This is a genomic window from Saccharopolyspora gregorii, assembly GCF_024734405.1.
GTDB lineage: Bacteria > Actinomycetota > Actinomycetes > Mycobacteriales > Pseudonocardiaceae > Saccharopolyspora_C > Saccharopolyspora_C gregorii.
On record NZ_CP059556.1, the window covers coordinates 1,069,722 to 1,086,235 of the forward strand.

Sequence of the window (16,514 nt, forward strand, 5' to 3'; positions counted from 1 at the left end):
CTCAGCGGCTTCGCCGCTGACAGGAGACTGCCAAGACCCGCGGGGCGGAGTTCGGGGTCGGTGGTCAGCGGCTCTGCTGCTAGTGGGGAACGGACGCGGGCCGCGGCTCGGGATGGACGCGGCAGCGGGTGCTGCGGCCCGCCGGGCGTTCGGGGCTGGTTGTCGGGTGCGCGGAAAATCGGGAAATGTTGCGCCACCGAGAACTGCCCGCAGGAAACCGCCCGCGTGACGCCCGACCTGCTCGATCAAGTCTGTGACCCTGGTCGCTGACAGCGCGGAACCCGCGCTGGCAGACTGGCCGGACCGCAGCGTCCACCGGTTCGCTTTCCCGCACCAGGGAAACCGGCACCGGTCGTCCCGACGCCCGTCGCACCCGGTACCGCCCGGGAGCCCTGACGAGCGCGTCGCCGGGTGGCTGTACGCCACCCATTCGCTCCGAAACCCGGGACCGCCCGGTTTTCGCAGGCCATGGCAACAGGAGGGACGCCGTGACCACTGTGAACGATCGCACTCCCCCCGCCGCGAGCGGCGCGGAACTGACCGACGACGAGATCTTCCACGCGCACGAGAGCGGCAAGCTCGGCGTCGACGTGACCGCGCCGCTGGACAGCGCGCGCGACCTGTCGATCGCCTACACGCCCGGTGTGGCCAAGGTGAGCCGGGCCATCGCCGCCGACGAGACCTTGGCCGACCGCTACACCTGGACGCAGAACCTGGTGGCGGTGGTCAGCGACGGCACCGCGGTGCTCGGGCTCGGCGACATCGGGCCGCGCGCCTCGCTGCCCGTGATGGAGGGGAAGTCGGCGCTGTTCAAGACCTTCGCCGGGCTCAACTCGATCCCGCTGGTCCTCGACACCACCGACGTCGACGAGATCGTGGAGACGTTGGTGCGGCTGCGCCCTTCGTTCGGCGCGGTGAACCTGGAGGACGTGGCGGCACCGCGGTGCTTCGAGCTGGAGCGCCGCCTCATCGAGGCCCTCGACTGCCCCGTCATGCACGACGACCAGCACGGCACGGCCGTCGTGGTGCTGGCCGCGCTGCGCAACGCCGCGAAGATCGTCGGCCGTGAGATGTCCTCGATGCGCGTGGTCATCTCCGGTGCGGGCGCGGCCGGCGTGGCGTGCGCGAAGATCCTGCACACCGCCGGGGTCGGCGAGATCGTCGTGCTGGACTCGCGGGGCGTGCTGCACTCCGGGCGGGACAACCTCACGCCCATCAAGGAGGAGCTGCTCGGCTACACCAACCCGCGCGGCATCACCGGCGGGCTGGAGAACGCCCTCGACGGGGCCGACGTGCTCATCGGCGTCTCCGCCGGCCAGATCCCGGAGGAGCTGGTCGCGACGATGGCCGACGACGCGATCGTGTTCGCGCTGTCGAACCCGGACCCGGAGGTGCACCCGGACGTCGCGCGCAAGCACGCGGCGGTCGTGGCCACCGGGCGCAGCGACTTCCCGAACCAGATCAACAACGTGCTGGCCTTCCCCGGCATCTTCAAGGGCGCGTTGCAGGAGAACTCGCGGATGATCACCGACCGGATGAAGGTCGCCGCCGCGGAGGCCATCGCCGAGGTCGTCGCCGAGGAACTCGCCGCCGACAAGATCGTGCCGAGCCCGCTGGACCCGCGGGTCGCGCCCGCCGTGATCAGCGCCGTCGCCGCGGCGGCCCGCGCGGACGGGGTCGCCACCGCCTGATCCCGCCGCGGGGATCGGACATCCGGACCACTGGGGCGCACCGTTCGCGGTGCGCCCCAGTGGTCTGTCCGGTGGGCTTCGCCCGCGGCGTTCGCGTCATGACCGCCGGTGCCCGTCGTCACACGCGCGGGTGGCACCGATCGAAGGGCGACCAGCGGTTCGCTGCGGAGTCCGTGCCGGTAAGGTCAGGTCCGTAACTCGCTGTGGTGCCGATCACGTGCGGGATGGTCGGTCTTCGGTCGTGTGCCCGGTGAACGTGGCCGCTACGCAGGAGGGGTGCTGGTGACCGATCGGTACGACGGAACGCCCGCTTCCAGGGCGAGAGGCGTGACGGAACCGGCGGCGGACGGGGCGGCGGGCTCGCTCGACGACGCGGGATTACCCGACGCACCCGCGATGCTCAGCGCCGCGGACGGCACGGTCCTGCGGGTCACCGAGCAGGCCGTGCGGCTGGCCGGGGTCGCCGACGCGGCCGAGCTGCTCGGTTCGCGGCTCGGTGAACTCGTGGTGCGCGCCGGATCGGTGTCGCTGCTGCGCGGAGCCCGCGACATCGCGGTGCGGGTGCTGAGCTGGCCCTCGCCGCGGGACCCGTCGCTGCGGGTGACCGTGCTGGTGGACGTGCGCGACCTGCTGCCCGAGGACGCCGCCGCCTCCGGTGCGGAGATCGCCGACGAACGCGCCCGCCTCATCGAGGCGCAGCGCATCGCGAAGGTCGGCAGCTGGAGCGTGTACCCCGAGACCGGGCAGATGTACCACAGCCCGGTGCTCAAGGAGCTCTTTCACGCCAGCGGCACCGAGGACGCCTTCGACGGCGTCAACATGATCGTCGCCGTGCGGCCCGACGACCAGCCGAAGGCCGAGGACTTCGGGGCCCGGCTGCGCGCCGCGCCCGTCGGCAAGCTCGTCGAGGTCGAACTGCGCGACCACACCGACCGCGTCTTCCTGTGCACCGGCCGCGTCGAACGCGACGCCGCCGACCGGGTCGAACGCATCGAAGGCACCGTGCAGGACGTCACCGAGCAGCGGCTGCTGGAACGGCAGCTGCGCGACGAGCGCCGCAAGCTGCACGACGCGCAGCGGGCCGCGCGCCTCGGCACCTGGGAGTGGGACGCCGCCACCGGCATCACCCAGCTGTCGGAGATGATGCGCGAGATCTGCGGGCACCTGCCCGGCGAGGCCACCGGCTACGAGAGCTACCTGCAGGGCGTGCACCCCGAGGACCGGGACCGCGTCGACGAGGCCTGGCGCGGGTTGTCCCAGTGCTTCGAGCCCGTCGAGGTCGAGCACCGCTTCGTGCGCCGCGACGGCGCCATCCGCACCCTGCGCGCCCACGGCACCGCCATCCGCGACCCCGACGGCCGGATGGTGCTCGTCGGCACCGCGCAGGACGTCACCGAGCAGCGCACCGCGCTGACCCGGATCGAGCGGTCCACGCAGCGGTTCACCGACCTGGTCGCCGTCACGCCCGTCGGCATCGGCCTGTTCGACCAGGACGAGCACCTCGTCGACGCCAACGACGCGCTGTGCGACCTGCTCGGCTACCGGCTGGAGCAGCTGCGCGGCATGAGCGCGCGGCAGATGACGCACCCGGACGAGCGCGATTCGGGGCTGCGCGCCGCCTCCGACGAGAGCGCCTCGTCCCGCGCCGGGCGGCGGAAGGTGCCGCAGCGGCTGCTGATCCGCTCCGACGGCGAACCGGTGTACTGCGAGCTGCACGTCGCGCTGTCGGTGCAGGACGACGGCACCCGGTTCTGGCTCGTGGTGTTCCAGGACATCACCGAACGCCGCCGTGCCGCCGAAGCGCTGCGCTACCAGGCCACCCACGACGACCTGACCGGGCTGCCGAACCGGGCCGCGGTCAAGGAGCTGCTCGGCACCCTGCTCGGCAGCTCCGATCCGGCCGGGGTCGCGGTGCTGTTCTGCGACATCGACAACTTCAAGCGGGTCAACGACTCGCTCGGCCACGACGCGGGCGACGAGCTGCTGGTGGCGTTGGCGCGGCGGCTCGAAGGCGGGCTGCCCGAAGGCTGCACCGCGGCGCGGCTCTCCGGTGACGAGTTCCTCATCATCTGCTCCGACATCGCCACCGTCGGCGGGCTCGACTCGCTCGCCACCCGGGTGTCCGGGCTGCTGCGCACCGCGGTGCCGGTGCACGGGCAGCTGATCCGGGTGTCGGCGTCCATCGGGGCCGCGGTGCCCAGCGGTGGTGGTTCCGGCGGGGAGGACCTGCTGCGGTTCGCCGACGCCGCCATGTTCGAGGCGAAGCGGCGCGGCGCGGGCAAGGTGTCGCTGGCCAGCCCGGCGCTGATGGCCTCCGCGGACCGGCAGCTGCACCTCGAAGGGCAGCTGCGGGAAGCGCTGAACAACGACGGCCTGACGTTGCACTACCAGCCGGTGGTGGCCTCCGACGGCACCGTGCTCACCGCCGAGGCCCTGGTGCGCTGGCCGCACCCGGACCGCGGGCTGCTCAGCCCGGACGCGTTCCTGCCCGTCGCCGAGCAGGGCGACCTGCTGCGCGAGCTGGACCGGTGGGTGCTGCGCACCGCGCTGCGCGAAGCCTCCACCTGGCCGGTGCCGAACGGGCGCCAGGTCGGGATCGCGGTGAACCTCGCCGGGCTCGTGCCCGGTGGCGCCGACTTCGTGGACGTCGTCGCCGACACCGTCGCCGAATGCGGGCTTGACTGGAACCGCGTGGTGCTCGAACTGGTCGAGACCGCGCTGGTCGACCTGCCGTCCCGCACCCGGCAGGCGATGGGGGAGCTCGTCGCGCGCGGCGTCCGGTTCGCGGTGGACGACTTCGGCACCGGCTACTCCTCGCTGGCGCGGCTCAAGGACCTGCCCGCGCAGATCATCAAGGTGGATCGGCGGTTCGTGGCCGGCGTCGGCGGCGACCCCTCCGACTTCGCCGTGGCGCAGGCCGTCGTCGGGATGGCGCGGGCCATGGGGCGGTTGTGCGTCGCCGAAGGCGTGGAGACCGCGACCCAGTTCCACGTGCTGTCCGGGGTGGGGGTGGACGCCTACCAGGGGTGGCTGTTCTCGCGGCCGATGCCGGCGCGGGAGTTCCGGGCGCTGCTGGAGACGGGCCCGCTCCCGCTGACCAACGACCGGTGAGATCTCTCCGCTCCTGCTGCGCAGCTCTGGGGTGGCGGAACCTCAGCGCCCTCCTCGCAAGAGGACCCGCGTCGGTGCCGGGTGTCCTGGGGATCGCTGCTCGGCTGCTTCGTTCGTCGGCAGGGCGTGCGGGCTGCGGGGCCGGGTTCGGCGGGCCGCGGGGGTGGGTGCGGGTGATGATGGCCGGAGCGGGGGACGGGGGCGCCGGGATCTCCGCCGGGGGACCAGATTTCCCGGAACGTGGGAAGAGGCTGTTGGCGGCGGCGGAAAAGATCACGTGAGAGTCGTGGATCATCGCGTCATTCCGGCGTTCGAGTTAGGGTCGGCCAGGTTTGCGGCGGTCGGCAAGTGACTGTCGGTGATCCGAGGGGGCTCGGTTGATCGAGTTCCGATCCGTGCGCAAGGAATATCCCGGGGGCGCGGTCGCGGTCGACGACGTGGACCTGGCGGTCGAGGCGGGCACGATCACCGTGCTCGTCGGGCCGTCCGGCTGCGGGAAGACCACCTTGCTGCGCATGGTGAACCGCATGATCGACCCGAGCGCGGGCACCGTGCTCGTGGACGGGCGGGACGTGCGCGACGCCGACCCGGCGGTGCTGCGCCGCGGCATCGGCTACGTCATCCAGCAGGCCGGGCTGTTCCCGCACCGCACCGTGCTGGACAACATCGCCACCGTGCCGAGGCTGTTCCGCGGTTCCCGCCGCGACACCCGGCGGCGCGCGCAGGAACTGCTGGACCTGGTGGGGCTGCCGGCCTCGCTCGGCGACCGCTACCCGGCGCAGCTCTCCGGTGGCCAGCAGCAGCGCGTCGGCGTGGCCCGCGCCCTCGCCGCCGATCCGCCGGTGCTGCTGATGGACGAGCCGTTCAGCGCCGTCGACCCCGTGGTCCGCGAAGGGCTGCAGGACGAGCTGCTGCGGTTGCAGGGCGAACTCGGCAAGACCGTCCTGTTCGTCACCCACGACATCGACGAGGCGGTGAAGCTCGGCGAGAAGGTCGCCGTGCTGCGCACCGGCGGGCACGTCGCCCAGTACGCGGCACCCGACGAGCTGCTCGCCCGGCCCGCCGACGACTTCGTCACCTCCTTCATCGGGCGCGACCGCGGCTACCGGCGGCTGTCGTTCACCGACGGCGGTGGGGTCGAACCCGGCGAGGTCCGCACCGCTTCCCTCGGCGACGCCCCCGGCCGCACCGGCGACGAGTGGGTGCTCGTCCTCGACGCCGACCGCAGGCCCCGCGGCTGGCTGCCGCCGCGCACCACCGCGGACGAACCCCTCACCGAGGACGTGCTGGTCGCGGGCGGCTCGCTGCACACCCGCGGGACGGCGCTGCGCGGCGCGCTGGACGCGGCGCTGTCCGCGCCGTCCGGGCTCGGCGTCGTCGTCGACGAGGACGGCGGGTACGTCGGCGTCGTCGGCGCCCGGCACGTGCTCGACGTCATCGAGGCCGGGCGCGGGGAGCGGCCGTGATCGACGAGCTCGCGCACTACTTCTCCAGCCCCAGCAACCGCGAGGTGGTGCTGGAATCCCTCGGGCAGCACATCTACCTCGCGCTGGTGCCGCTGGTGCTGGGCGCGTTGCTGGCGGTGCCCGCCGGGCGGCTCGCGCAGCGGGCGCCGAAGCTGCGCGGAGTGCTGCTGGGCTCGATGAACGTGCTCTACACGATCCCCTCGCTGGCCCTGTTCGTGATCATCCCCGCGGTGATCGGGACCGGTGCGACCGCCGCGATCAACGTGGTCATCGCGCTGACCATCTACAACGCGGCGCTGCTGGTGCGACCCGTGATGGAAGGTCTCGACTCGGTGCCCGAGCACGTCGTCACCGCCGCCACCGCCCTCGGCTACCGGCCGCGCCGCCGGTTCTTCGCCGTCGAGGTGCCGCTGGCGCTGCCGGTGCTGAGCACCTCGCTGCGGGTCGCCTCGGTCAGCAACGTCAGCCTCGTCAGCGTCGGCGCGCTGATCGGCATCGGCGGGCTCGGCCGGTTGTTCACCGACGGGTTCCAGCGGGACTACCTGACTCCGATCCTGATCGGCGTGGTGCTCACGCTCGCGCTGGCGATGGTCGGGGACCTGCTGATCGTGGCGCTGCGCAGGCTGTGCACCCCGTGGCAGCGGGCGAGCGCGGGGGGACGCTGACATGATCATCAACGAGCTGGTCGCCTGGTTGTCCGACCCGGAGCACTGGCTGTCCTCGACGGGGCTGCTCGCCCAGACGGGCAGGCACCTGTACTACTGCGTGCTGTCGGTGCTGTGCGCCTCGATCATCGCGATGCCGATCGGGCTGTGGATCGGGCACACCGGCCGCGGCGGCGCCACCGTCGTCGTGCTCAGCAACTCGCTGCGGGCGCTGCCGACGCTCGGCCTGGTCACCCTGTTCGTGCTCGTCGCGGGCATCGGCGAGGCGCCCACGCTGGCCGGGCTGGTGATCCTGGCGATCCCCGCGGTGCTCTCCGGCGCCTACGCCGGGGTGCAGAGCGTGCCCGCCGAGGTGCGCGACGCCGCCAAGGGCATGGGCATGACCCCGATGCAGCAGCTGTGGCAGGTGGAGCTGCCGAACGCCGCGCCGCTGCTGTTCGGCGGGGTGCGCACCGCGATGCTGCAGGTCGTGGCCACCGCCTCCGTCGCCGCGTACGTGGGCCTCGGCGGGCTCGGCAGCATCCTGCTCGAAGGCATCAAGACCTACGACTACGGCCAGACGCTCGCCGCGGCGCTGTGCATCGCGCTGCTGGCGGTGCTGCTCGACGTGCTGCTGAGCAGGCTCTCGCGAGCCGTCACGCCGCGCGGCATCCGCAGCGGCCCGCCTGCGGCCGCCACGAGCACCGGCTGAACACGTGTCCACTGCGACGGGAAGAAGCACGCCGTGAAGCGATGGGGAGCGCTGGCGCTGGCCGGCTTGGCGTTGGTCGGGGTCGCGGGCTGCGGCGGCGACCCGTTCCAGGCCGGGGACGGCACGAACGGGGCGCTGGTCGTCGGCTCCGCCGACTTCACCGAGAGCGAACTCGTGATGGAGATCTACGCCGAGGCGCTGCGGCGCACCGGCGCCGACGTCGACACCAAACCCCGCATCGGGGCGCGCGAGACCTACGTCAACGCCGTCGCCCAGGGCGAGCTGTCGGTGATGCCCGACTACACCGGCAACCTGCTGCAGTACGTCGACGAGAACGATCCCGCCACCGAATCGGGGCAGGTCTACGACGCCCTGCGGCGGAAGCTGCCGCCCGGGCTGGACGTCCTCGACCAGGCGCCCGCCGAGGATTCCGACGTGCTCACCGTGACCCGCCGCACCGCCGACAGCGGCATCGGCACGCTGGAGGACCTCGGGCCGCGCTGCGGCGAATTCGTGCTCGGCGCCCCCGCCGAGTGGAAGACGCGGTGGGAGCAGCGCATCGCCGAGGTCTACGGCTGCACCTTCGCGGAGATCCGCAACCTCGAAGCGGGCACCGTCACCGTGGACGCGCTCACCGGCGACACCGTGCAGGTCGCGAACCTGTTCACCACGTCCTCGCAGATCGCCGCGAACGACCTGGTGCCGCTGCGGGACACCCGCGACATGTTCCCGGCTCAGCACGTGGTGCCGCTGGTCGGCGAGGGCAGGCTGACCCCGCCGCAGGCCGAGGCGATCGACCGGGTGTCGCGGGCGCTGACCACCGAGGACCTCACCGAGCTCAACCGGCGGCTCGAAGTCGACAAGGCCAATCCCACCGATCTCGCCAAGGAGTTCGTCGCCGCAGTGGGTGCGTGACACCCCTCGACGCGTCCCGGCGGCCGGAGGAGCGCGCGCTCCGCGCTGATCCACTCCGACTGCCGGCGAAATCTGATTCCCTTTCGGGCTCGCCCGGTGTCGCCGCATCGTGCGAGCAACCGGTCGACGCAGCGTGACGCGGTCAACCATGGTGTGGGGCTCGGCCCACTTTTGCGCTACTGGAAGTGCTGGAGTTCGGGATCGGTGCGATGGTTTTCTCGCCGATCACCGAGAGGTTCGAACCTCGTCCTTCTCCGGTGGATCGGTTGAATCCGATTCAGCAACAACGAGGGGAAATCTCGCATGCGTACTTCTACTCGCCTCCTTGGTGCGGCCGCGGTCGCCGTGGCTCTGCTCGGTGCCGGCTCCACGACGGCGTTCGCCGGTGGGCACGACGACAAGCCGGAGGTCACCAGCGAGTCCGGTGACGGCGGCGCCGGTGGCAGTGGCGGCATCGGCGTGAACCTGCTCTGCGGCATCGGCATTCTCGGCCAGGGCTCGTGCTCCGCCGCCGAGGGCGGCGACGGTGGCGACACCGACTCCGAGACCGGCGTCGGCAACACCGAGGGCTGAGAGCTCGAACTTTCCGCCGCGGGAAAGAATGTGCCCGGTCCCCCTCTGCCGAGGGGGCCGGGCACATCGCTGTGCGCGCCCGGTGCCGGCGGCATTGCGAATTCGATCGAGCAGCACTCGATGCCAGCTCGTCGAACACCTGCCGAGATCGAATTCCGGAACGGGCTGGAGATCGTGAAAAACGCCGTTTCGAGGAATGGGAATCTCACGGATCGGCGATATGGGATCACGGATCAAGCCGCCATTCGCCGGAATATCGGTCGACGCAGGGTGAAAATTGATTCGAACGGGTTATCCGCGTCCCACTTTGGCGCTACAGAAGGTGCTGTAGCCGGGGATCGGTGCGATGGTTTTCTCGCCGATCACCGAGGAGCTCGAACCTCGATCTCCTCCGGTGGAAGCGGTTGAATCCGATTCAGCAACAACGAGGGGAAATCTCGCATGCGTACTTCTACTCGCCTCCTTGGTGCGACCGCGGTCGCCGTGGCCCTGCTCGGTGCCGGTTCCGCGACGGCGTTCGCCGGCGGGCACGACGACCCGGAGATCACCAGCGAGTCCGGCGACGGCGGTGCCGGCGGCAGCGGCGGTGTGGGCCTGAACCTGGTCTGTGGCCTCGGTGTCCTGGGCTCGGGTTCGTGCGACGCCTCCAACGGCGGGAACGGCGGCGACTCCGACTCCGTGACCGGCGTCGGCAACGAGAGCTGATAGCTCGAACTTTCCGCCGCGGGAAAGAATGTGCCCGGTCTCCTTTCCGGAGGGACCGGGCACATCGCTGTCCGGGTCCGTCCCGCGCCGCGCGGAGATCGGGCACGGCGTCCCGCGGCTCAGCGGCGGCCGCCGATCTGCTCGTTCACCTCCGCCGCCGCCCGCCCGACCGCCGCGGCGAGCTCCGGCCACGTCGCCCCGCAACCCGAGCGGCCCGCCGGTTCGCACACGTGCCGGAACGTCACGCTGATCGCCGCCGACGGCCACCGGTCCGGCCCGAACACCGGGCACGCCACCGAAGCGAACCCGCCGGTCACGTGCCCGTCCTCCACCGCCCAACCCAGGCGGCGCTCCGCGTCCAGCGCGCGGCGCAACTCCGGCAACGTCCGCGGCCCCCGCTCGGTGCGGCTCGGGAACCCCGCCGGGAACGACGCCCGCACCTGCGCGGCGGGCAGGTGCGCCAACATCGCCCGCCCCGACGCCGTCAAGTGCGCGGGCAACCGCACCCCCACGTCGGTGACCAGCGTCTGCGCCCGCGACGGGCGCTGCTGCAGCAGGTACAGCAGCTCACCACCGTGCAGCACCCCCAGGTGCGCGGTGCACCCCACCTCGTCCACCAGCCTGCGCAGCACCGGGCTCGCCAACCGCTCCAGCGGATCGGCGCGCAAGTACGCCGAACCCAGCTCGAACGCCGCCACTCCCAGCGCGAACCGGCGCTCCTCCGGCAACCGCACCACGAAACCGGCCGCCACCAGCTCCGCCAGCAAGTGGTACGTCGTCGACCGCGGCAACCCCAGCTCCCGCGCCAGCGCCCCCGCCGACACCGGCGCCGCCCGGCCCGCCATCGCCGTCAAGATCGCCAGCCCGCGCCGCAGCGCGGGCACCTCGCTGCTGGCTCCCACCGGACCTCCCCGCGACGTCTGGAATCCCAGACGGAACCACCCTAACCGGGCTTCTGCGCCGCGCCACACCCGTGTGACATGGAGGAATGCGACACGTGCACAAGTTGGTGGCCGGCGAGCTGACCCGGCAGCAGGTCGTCGACATCGCCCGCGGCGGCACCGCCGTCGAGCTCGACCCTGACACCGAACGCGCCGTCGAAGCCACCCGCAGGCACATCGACGCGCTCGCCGCCGCCGAGGAACCCACCTACGGCGTCTCCACCGGGTTCGGCGCGCTCGCCGTCCGGCACATCCCCGCCGAACGGCGCACCGCCCTGCAGCAGTCCTTCGTCCGCTCGCACGCCGCCGGCGCCGGGCCCGCCGTCGAAGCCGAAGTGGTGCGATCCCTGATGTTGCTGCGGCTGCGCACCATCAGCACCGGGCACACCGGCGCCCGGCTCAGCACCGCCCGCGCCCTCGCCGCCGCGCTCAACGCGGGCATCGTGCCCGTCGTGCACGAACACGGCTCCCTCGGCTGCTCCGGAGACCTCGCGCCGCTCGCCGCCGTCGCGCTCGCCCTCACCGGCGAAGGCCACGTGCTCGCGCCGGACGGGACCACCCGCCCCGCCGCCGACGCGCTCGCCGACGCCGGCATCGAACCCGTGGTGCTCGCCGAGAAGGAAGGCCTGTCGCTGACCAACGGCACCGACGGCATGCTCGGCATGCTGGTGCTCGCGCTGCACGACCTCGCCGAACTGCTGGAGATCGCCGACCTCACCGCCGCGATGAGCGTCGAAGCGCTGCTGGGCACCGACCGGGTCTTCGCCACCGACCTGCACGCGCTGCGCCCGCACCCCGGGCAGGCCCGCTCCGCCGACCGCATCCACCGGCTGCTCGCCGGATCCGAGATCGTCGCCAGCCACCGCGGCCCCGGCTGCACCCGCGTGCAGGACGCCTACTCGCTGCGCTGCGCACCCCAGGTGCACGGCTCGGCCGCCGATGCCGTCGCGTTCGCCGAGACCGTCGCCGACCGCGAACTCGCCGCCGCCATCGACAACCCCGTCGTCCTCGACGACGGCCGCGTCGAATCCAACGGCAACTTCCACGGCGCCCCGCTCGCGCACGCCCTCGACTACCTGGCGATCCCGCTCGCCGACGTGGCGAGCATGGCCGAACGCCGCACCGACCGGATGCTCGACGTGGCCCGCTCGCACGGGCTGCCCGCCTTCCTCGCCGACGACCCCGGCGTCGACTCCGGGCACATGATCGCGCACTACACGCAGGCCGGAGTCGTCGCCGAGCTCAAACGGCTCGCCGCGCCCGCCTCCGTCGACTCCATCCCCACCAGCGCCATGCAGGAGGACCACGTGTCGATGGGCTGGGCGGCGGCCCGCAAGCTGCGCCGCGCCCTCGACGGGCTGCGCACCGTGCTCGCCGTCGAACTGCTCACCGCCGCCCGCGCCCTCGACCTGCGCGCGCCGCTCGCGCCCGCGCCCGGCACCGCCGCCGCCCGGGACCTGCTGCGCACCCGCGTGCCGGGGCCCGGACCCGACGCGCACCTGGCCCCGCAGATCGCCGAGACCGAAGCGCTGCTGCGCTCCGGTGCCGTCAACACCACCGTGCAGGACCACCTGGGAGGCTGAGCATGAGCACCGGACCCCGGCCCGTGCGCGCGGCGCGCGGCACCACCCGCACCGCCCGCTCCTGGAGCACCGAAGCACCGCTGCGGATGCTGCAGAACAACCTCGACCCGGACGTCGCCGAACGCCCCGACGACCTCGTCGTCTACGGCGGAACCGGCCGCGCCGCCCGGAACTGGGCCAGCTACGACGCCATCGTCGCCGAACTCCGCGCCCTCGCCGAGGACGAGACGCTGCTGGTGCAGTCCGGCAAACCCGTCGGCGTGCTGCGCACCCACGAATGGGCGCCGCGGGTGCTGCTGGCGAACTCGAACCTCGTCGGGGACTGGGCGAACTGGCCCGAATACCGCAGGCTCGACGCGCTCGGGCTCATGATGTACGGGCAGATGACCGCCGGATCGTGGATCTACATCGGCACCCAGGGCATCCTGCAAGGCACCTACGAGACGTTCGGCGCCGTCGCCGCCAAGCGCTTCGGCGGCAGCCTCGCCGGAACGCTCACCGTCACCGCCGGACTCGGCGGCATGGGCGGCGCGCAACCCCTCGCCGTCACCATGAACGGCGGCGCCGCGCTCGTCGTCGAATGCGACCCCGAACGCGCCCGCCGCCGCGTGCAGCACCGCTACCTCGACGTGCTCGCCGACGACCTCGACGACGCCGTCGAGCAGGCCGTCGCCGCTCGCGACCAGCGCCGCGCCGTGTCCATCGGCGTCATCGGCAACGCCGCCGAAGTGCTGCCGGAACTGCTGCGGCGCGGCGTGCCCGCCGACATCGTCACCGACCAGACCTCCGCGCACGACCCGCTGTCCTACCTGCCGCGCGGCGTCGACCTCGACGACTGGGCGGACTACGCGGCGCAGAAGCCCGACGAGTTCACTACCCGCGCCCGCGACTCCATCGCCGAGCACGTCGAAGCGATGGTCGGCTTCCTCGACGCGGGCGCCGAAGTCTTCGACTACGGCAACTCGCTGCGCGGCGAAGCCGCCGAAGCCGGCTACGCGCGCGCCTTCGACTACCCCGGCTTCGTGCCCGCCTACCTGCGGCCGCTGTTCTGCGAGGGCAAAGGCCCGTTCCGCTGGGCCGCGCTGTCCGGCGACCCCGCCGACATCGCCGCCACCGACCGCGCGATCCTCGACGAGTTCGGCGAGGACGAGCACCTGGCCCGCTGGATCCGGCTCGCCGGGGAGAAGGTCGCGTTCCAAGGGCTGCCCGCCCGGATCTGCTGGCTCGGCTACGGCGAACGGCACCGCGCCGGGCTGCGGTTCAACGAACTCGTCGCCTCCGGCGAGGTGTCCGCGCCGCTCGTGCTCGGCCGCGACCACCTCGACAGCGGATCCGTCGCCTCCCCCTACCGGGAGACCGAGGGGATGGCCGACGGATCCGATGCCGTCGCCGACTGGCCGCTGCTCAACGCGCTGGTCAACACCTCTTCCGGCGCCACCTGGGTGTCGGTGCACCAGGGTGGCGGCGTCGGCATGGGCCGCTCGCTGCACGCCGGGCAGGTCACCGTCGCCGACGGCACCGAGCTCGCCGCCCGCAAGCTCGAACGCGTCCTGACCAACGACCCCGGCACCGGGGTGCTGCGGCACGCCGACGCCGGCTACGACCGCGCCCGCGACGTGGCCGCCGAACGCGGGCTGCGGCTGCCGATCGCGGGGGAGGGGCGATGAGCACGTCCCGGCTGCTCGCCGAACTCGACGACGTCGGCCGCGACCGGCGCCGCGGCGGCTACTCCCGGCACGTCTTCGACCGCGGGGAACGCGAACTCCGCGAGTGGTTCACCGAACAGGCCGGGCGTCGCGGCCTGCAGGTCGAGACCGACCGCAACGCGAACCTGTGGGCGTGGTGGGGAGAACCGGGCGACGACGCCGTCGTCACCGGCAGCCACCTCGACTCGGTGCCCGGCGGCGGGGCCTTCGACGGGCCGCTCGGCGTGGTGTCCGCGCTCGCCGCCGTGGAGTCGTTGCGCGACAGCGGGTTCCGGCCGCGGCGACCGCTCGCCGTCGTCGCGTTCGCCGAAGAGGAAGGCGGCCGGTTCGGGGTGCCGTGCCTCGGTTCCCGGCTGCTCAGCGGCGGCATCAGCCGCGACGCCGCCTGTGCGCTGCGCGACCCCGACGGCACCACCTTCGCCGAAGTGATGCGCGCCGCCGGGCACGACCCGGAACGCGCCGGGCGCGACGACGCGGCGCTGCGGCGCATCGGACGCCTGGTGGAACTGCACGTCGAACAGGGCAAGGGTCTCATCGACCTGCACCGGCCCGTCGCCGTCGCCGACAGCATCCTCGCGCACGGGCGCTGGCGGTTCCGGTTCCGCGGCGAAGGCAACCACGCCGGGGCCACCCCGATCGGCGACCGCCGCGACCCCATGATCCCCGCCGCCCGCACCGTGCTGGCCGCCCGCCGCGAAGCCGCCGCCCGCGAGCAGGCCCGCGCCACCGTCGGCCGCGTCGAAGCCACCCCCGGCGGCACCAACGTCATCGCCTCCGCGGTGGACCTGTGGCTGGACGCCCGAGCCCCGCTGCACCCCGCCGCCCGCGCCCTCGTCGACGAGATCGCCCGGCACGCCCACGAGCACGCCCACGACGAAGGCTGCACCGTCGAGATCACCGAAGAGTCCTACGGCGACACCGTGCACTTCGACCCCGGGCTCCGCGACGAACTCCGCGCCCAGCTCGACGACGCTCCCGTGCTGCCCACCGGAGCCGGGCACGACGCCGGAGTCCTCGCCGCCCACGCGCCCACCGCCATGCTGTTCGTCCGCAACCCCACCGGCGTCAGCCACGCGCCCGAGGAACACGCCGAACCCGACGACTGCGCCGCGGGCACCAGTGCGCTCGCCGACGTCCTCCGGAGGTGGACCGCATGACCTACTGGTGCGAACACGCCTGGCTCGACGACGGGCCGCAGGCCGGCGTGCTCGTCGACGTCGACGGCACCACCATCACCGCCGTCACCCGCACCGACGACCCGCCCGCCGGAGCCACCCGGCTGCCCGGGCTCGTCATCCCCGGCCTCGCCAACGCCCACTCGCACGCCTTCCACCGCGGGCTCCGCGGGCGCGCCACCGGACGCGGCACCTTCTGGACCTGGCGCGAGCAGATGTACGCGCTCGCCGGACGGCTCGACCCCGACAGCTACCTGCGGCTCGCCACCGCCACCTACACCGAGATGGCGCTCGCCGGGATCACCTGCGTCGGCGAATTCCACTACCTGCACCACCCGCCCGGCGGCGGCCGCTACGACGACCCCAACGCGATGAGCGCCGCGCTCGCCCAAGCCGCCCACGACGCGGGCATCCGGCTCACCCTCCTCGACACCTGCTACCTCACCGGCGGTTTCGGCACCCCCGCCGAAGGCGTGCAGCTGCGGTTCAGCGACGGCGACGCCACCGCCTGGGCCGACCGCGTCGACCGGTTCCGCGTCGACTGCGGCCGGGTGCGCCTCGGCGCCGCCGTGCACTCCGTGCGCGCCGTCCCCGCCGGGCAGATCCCGCACCTCGTCGGCTGGGCGCAGCGCGGCGGCACCCCGCTGCACGTGCACCTGTCCGAACAACGCGCCGAGAACGACGCCTGCCGCGCCGCCCACGGCCGCACCCCGACCGAACTCCTCCACGAGCACGGCGCCCTCGGCCCCCGCACCACCGCCGTGCACGCCACCCACCTCACCGAGCACGACCTGCGACTGCTCGGCGACACCGGCACCGGCAGCTGCCTGTGCCCCAGCACCGAAGCCGACCTCGGCGACGGCATCGGACCCGCCCGCGCGCTGCACGACGCGGGCAGTCCGCTGTCCCTCGGCAGCGACGGGCACTCCACCATCGACCTGCTCGCCGAAGCCCACGCCGTCGAAGCAGGACAACGGCTGCGCGCCGAAACCCGCGGGCACTTCGACACCCCGCGGCTGCTCGACATGGCCACCACGAACGGGCACCGCGCCCTCGGCTGGCTCGACGCCGGACGCATCGCACCCGGGCAGCGCGCCGACCTCGTCGCGCTCGACCTCGACGGGCCCCGCCTCGCCGGAATCCCCCTGGGCGGCGTGCCCACCGCCGCCCGCGCCGACGACGTCCGGGACGTCATCGCCCACGGCCGCGCCATCGTCCGCGACCGCGCCCACGAACACGTGCCCGACCCGGCCCGGCGCCTCCGGCGGGTGCTCGCCGAACTCAGCTGACCA

General features: G+C 73.0%; 13 protein-coding genes. 12 read left to right on the forward strand and 1 reads right to left on the reverse strand.

The features are described from left to right. Positions 1-488: 488 nt before the first annotated feature. The 8 genes from H1226_RS04620 (at position 489) to H1226_RS04655 (ending at position 9,817) form a co-directional block, all read left to right on the forward strand. Entirely contained in the window at positions 489-1,691 is a 1,203-nt protein-coding gene (locus H1226_RS04620; RefSeq protein ID WP_258347408.1) for an NAD(P)-dependent malic enzyme, read from the forward strand. A 396-nt stretch (positions 1,692-2,087) separates the two neighbouring features. Further along, positions 2,088-4,802, forward strand: a complete 2,715-nt coding sequence (locus H1226_RS04625; RefSeq protein ID WP_258349337.1) for a sensor domain-containing protein — start codon at positions 2,088-2,090, stop codon at positions 4,800-4,802. A 377-nt stretch (positions 4,803-5,179) separates the two neighbouring features. Continuing rightward, positions 5,180-6,268 carry an ABC transporter ATP-binding protein gene (locus H1226_RS04630; protein ID WP_258347409.1) on the forward strand — a complete coding sequence of 363 codons (1,089 nt, stop codon included), beginning with the start codon at positions 5,180-5,182 and terminating at the stop codon, positions 6,266-6,268. After that, entirely contained in the window at positions 6,265-6,933 is a 669-nt protein-coding gene (locus H1226_RS04635) for an ABC transporter permease (RefSeq protein WP_224978408.1), read from the forward strand. The genes H1226_RS04630 and H1226_RS04635 overlap by 4 nt, the downstream gene beginning before the upstream one ends. Before the next feature lies 1 nt (position 6,934). After that, the gene (locus H1226_RS04640; RefSeq protein WP_224958263.1) at positions 6,935-7,624 is read left to right on the forward strand and encodes an ABC transporter permease; all 690 of its coding nucleotides are present in this window, start codon (positions 6,935-6,937) and stop codon (positions 7,622-7,624) included. Between the two features lie 33 nt (positions 7,625-7,657). Further along, on the forward strand, positions 7,658-8,539 hold the full coding sequence (locus tag H1226_RS04645; protein WP_258347411.1) for an ABC transporter substrate-binding protein: 882 nt from the start codon (positions 7,658-7,660) through the stop codon (positions 8,537-8,539). 303 nt (positions 8,540-8,842) lie between these two features. Beyond that, a complete protein-coding gene (locus H1226_RS04650) occupies positions 8,843-9,112 on the forward strand; it encodes a hypothetical protein (RefSeq protein ID WP_258347413.1) in 270 nt (89 codons plus the stop codon). A gap of 441 nt (positions 9,113-9,553) precedes the next feature. Then, positions 9,554-9,817: a hypothetical protein gene (locus tag H1226_RS04655; protein ID WP_258347415.1), complete on the forward strand. Its 264-nt coding sequence runs from the start codon at positions 9,554-9,556 to the stop codon at positions 9,815-9,817. Between the two features lie 119 nt (positions 9,818-9,936). Here the strand turns inward: H1226_RS04655 and H1226_RS04660 are convergent, their stop codons facing one another. After that, complete coding sequence (locus tag H1226_RS04660; RefSeq protein ID WP_258347416.1) at positions 9,937-10,719, reverse strand: IclR family transcriptional regulator; 783 nt, start codon at positions 10,717-10,719, stop codon at positions 9,937-9,939. An 86-nt stretch (positions 10,720-10,805) separates the two neighbouring features. On the opposite strand from H1226_RS04660, the gene hutH reads away from it, so the two are divergent. Genes hutH through H1226_RS04680 form a run of 4 tightly spaced genes read left to right on the forward strand, consistent with a single transcriptional unit; the run spans position 10,806 to position 16,511 of the window. Further along, positions 10,806-12,341, forward strand: coding sequence for a histidine ammonia-lyase (hutH, locus tag H1226_RS04665; RefSeq protein ID WP_258347418.1), 1,536 nt, complete (start codon positions 10,806-10,808; stop codon positions 12,339-12,341). Positions 12,342-12,343: 2 nt separating this feature from the next. Then, positions 12,344-14,008, forward strand: a complete 1,665-nt coding sequence (gene hutU, locus H1226_RS04670; RefSeq protein ID WP_258347420.1) for a urocanate hydratase — start codon at positions 12,344-12,346, stop codon at positions 14,006-14,008. Next, complete coding sequence (locus H1226_RS04675; RefSeq protein ID WP_258347422.1) at positions 14,005-15,204, forward strand: allantoate amidohydrolase; 1,200 nt, start codon at positions 14,005-14,007, stop codon at positions 15,202-15,204. The genes hutU and H1226_RS04675 overlap by 4 nt, the downstream gene beginning before the upstream one ends. Then, positions 15,201-16,511 carry a formimidoylglutamate deiminase gene (locus H1226_RS04680; RefSeq protein WP_258347423.1) on the forward strand — a complete coding sequence of 437 codons (1,311 nt, stop codon included), beginning with the start codon at positions 15,201-15,203 and terminating at the stop codon, positions 16,509-16,511. The genes H1226_RS04675 and H1226_RS04680 overlap by 4 nt, the downstream gene beginning before the upstream one ends. Positions 16,512-16,514: the final 3 nt, after the last annotated feature.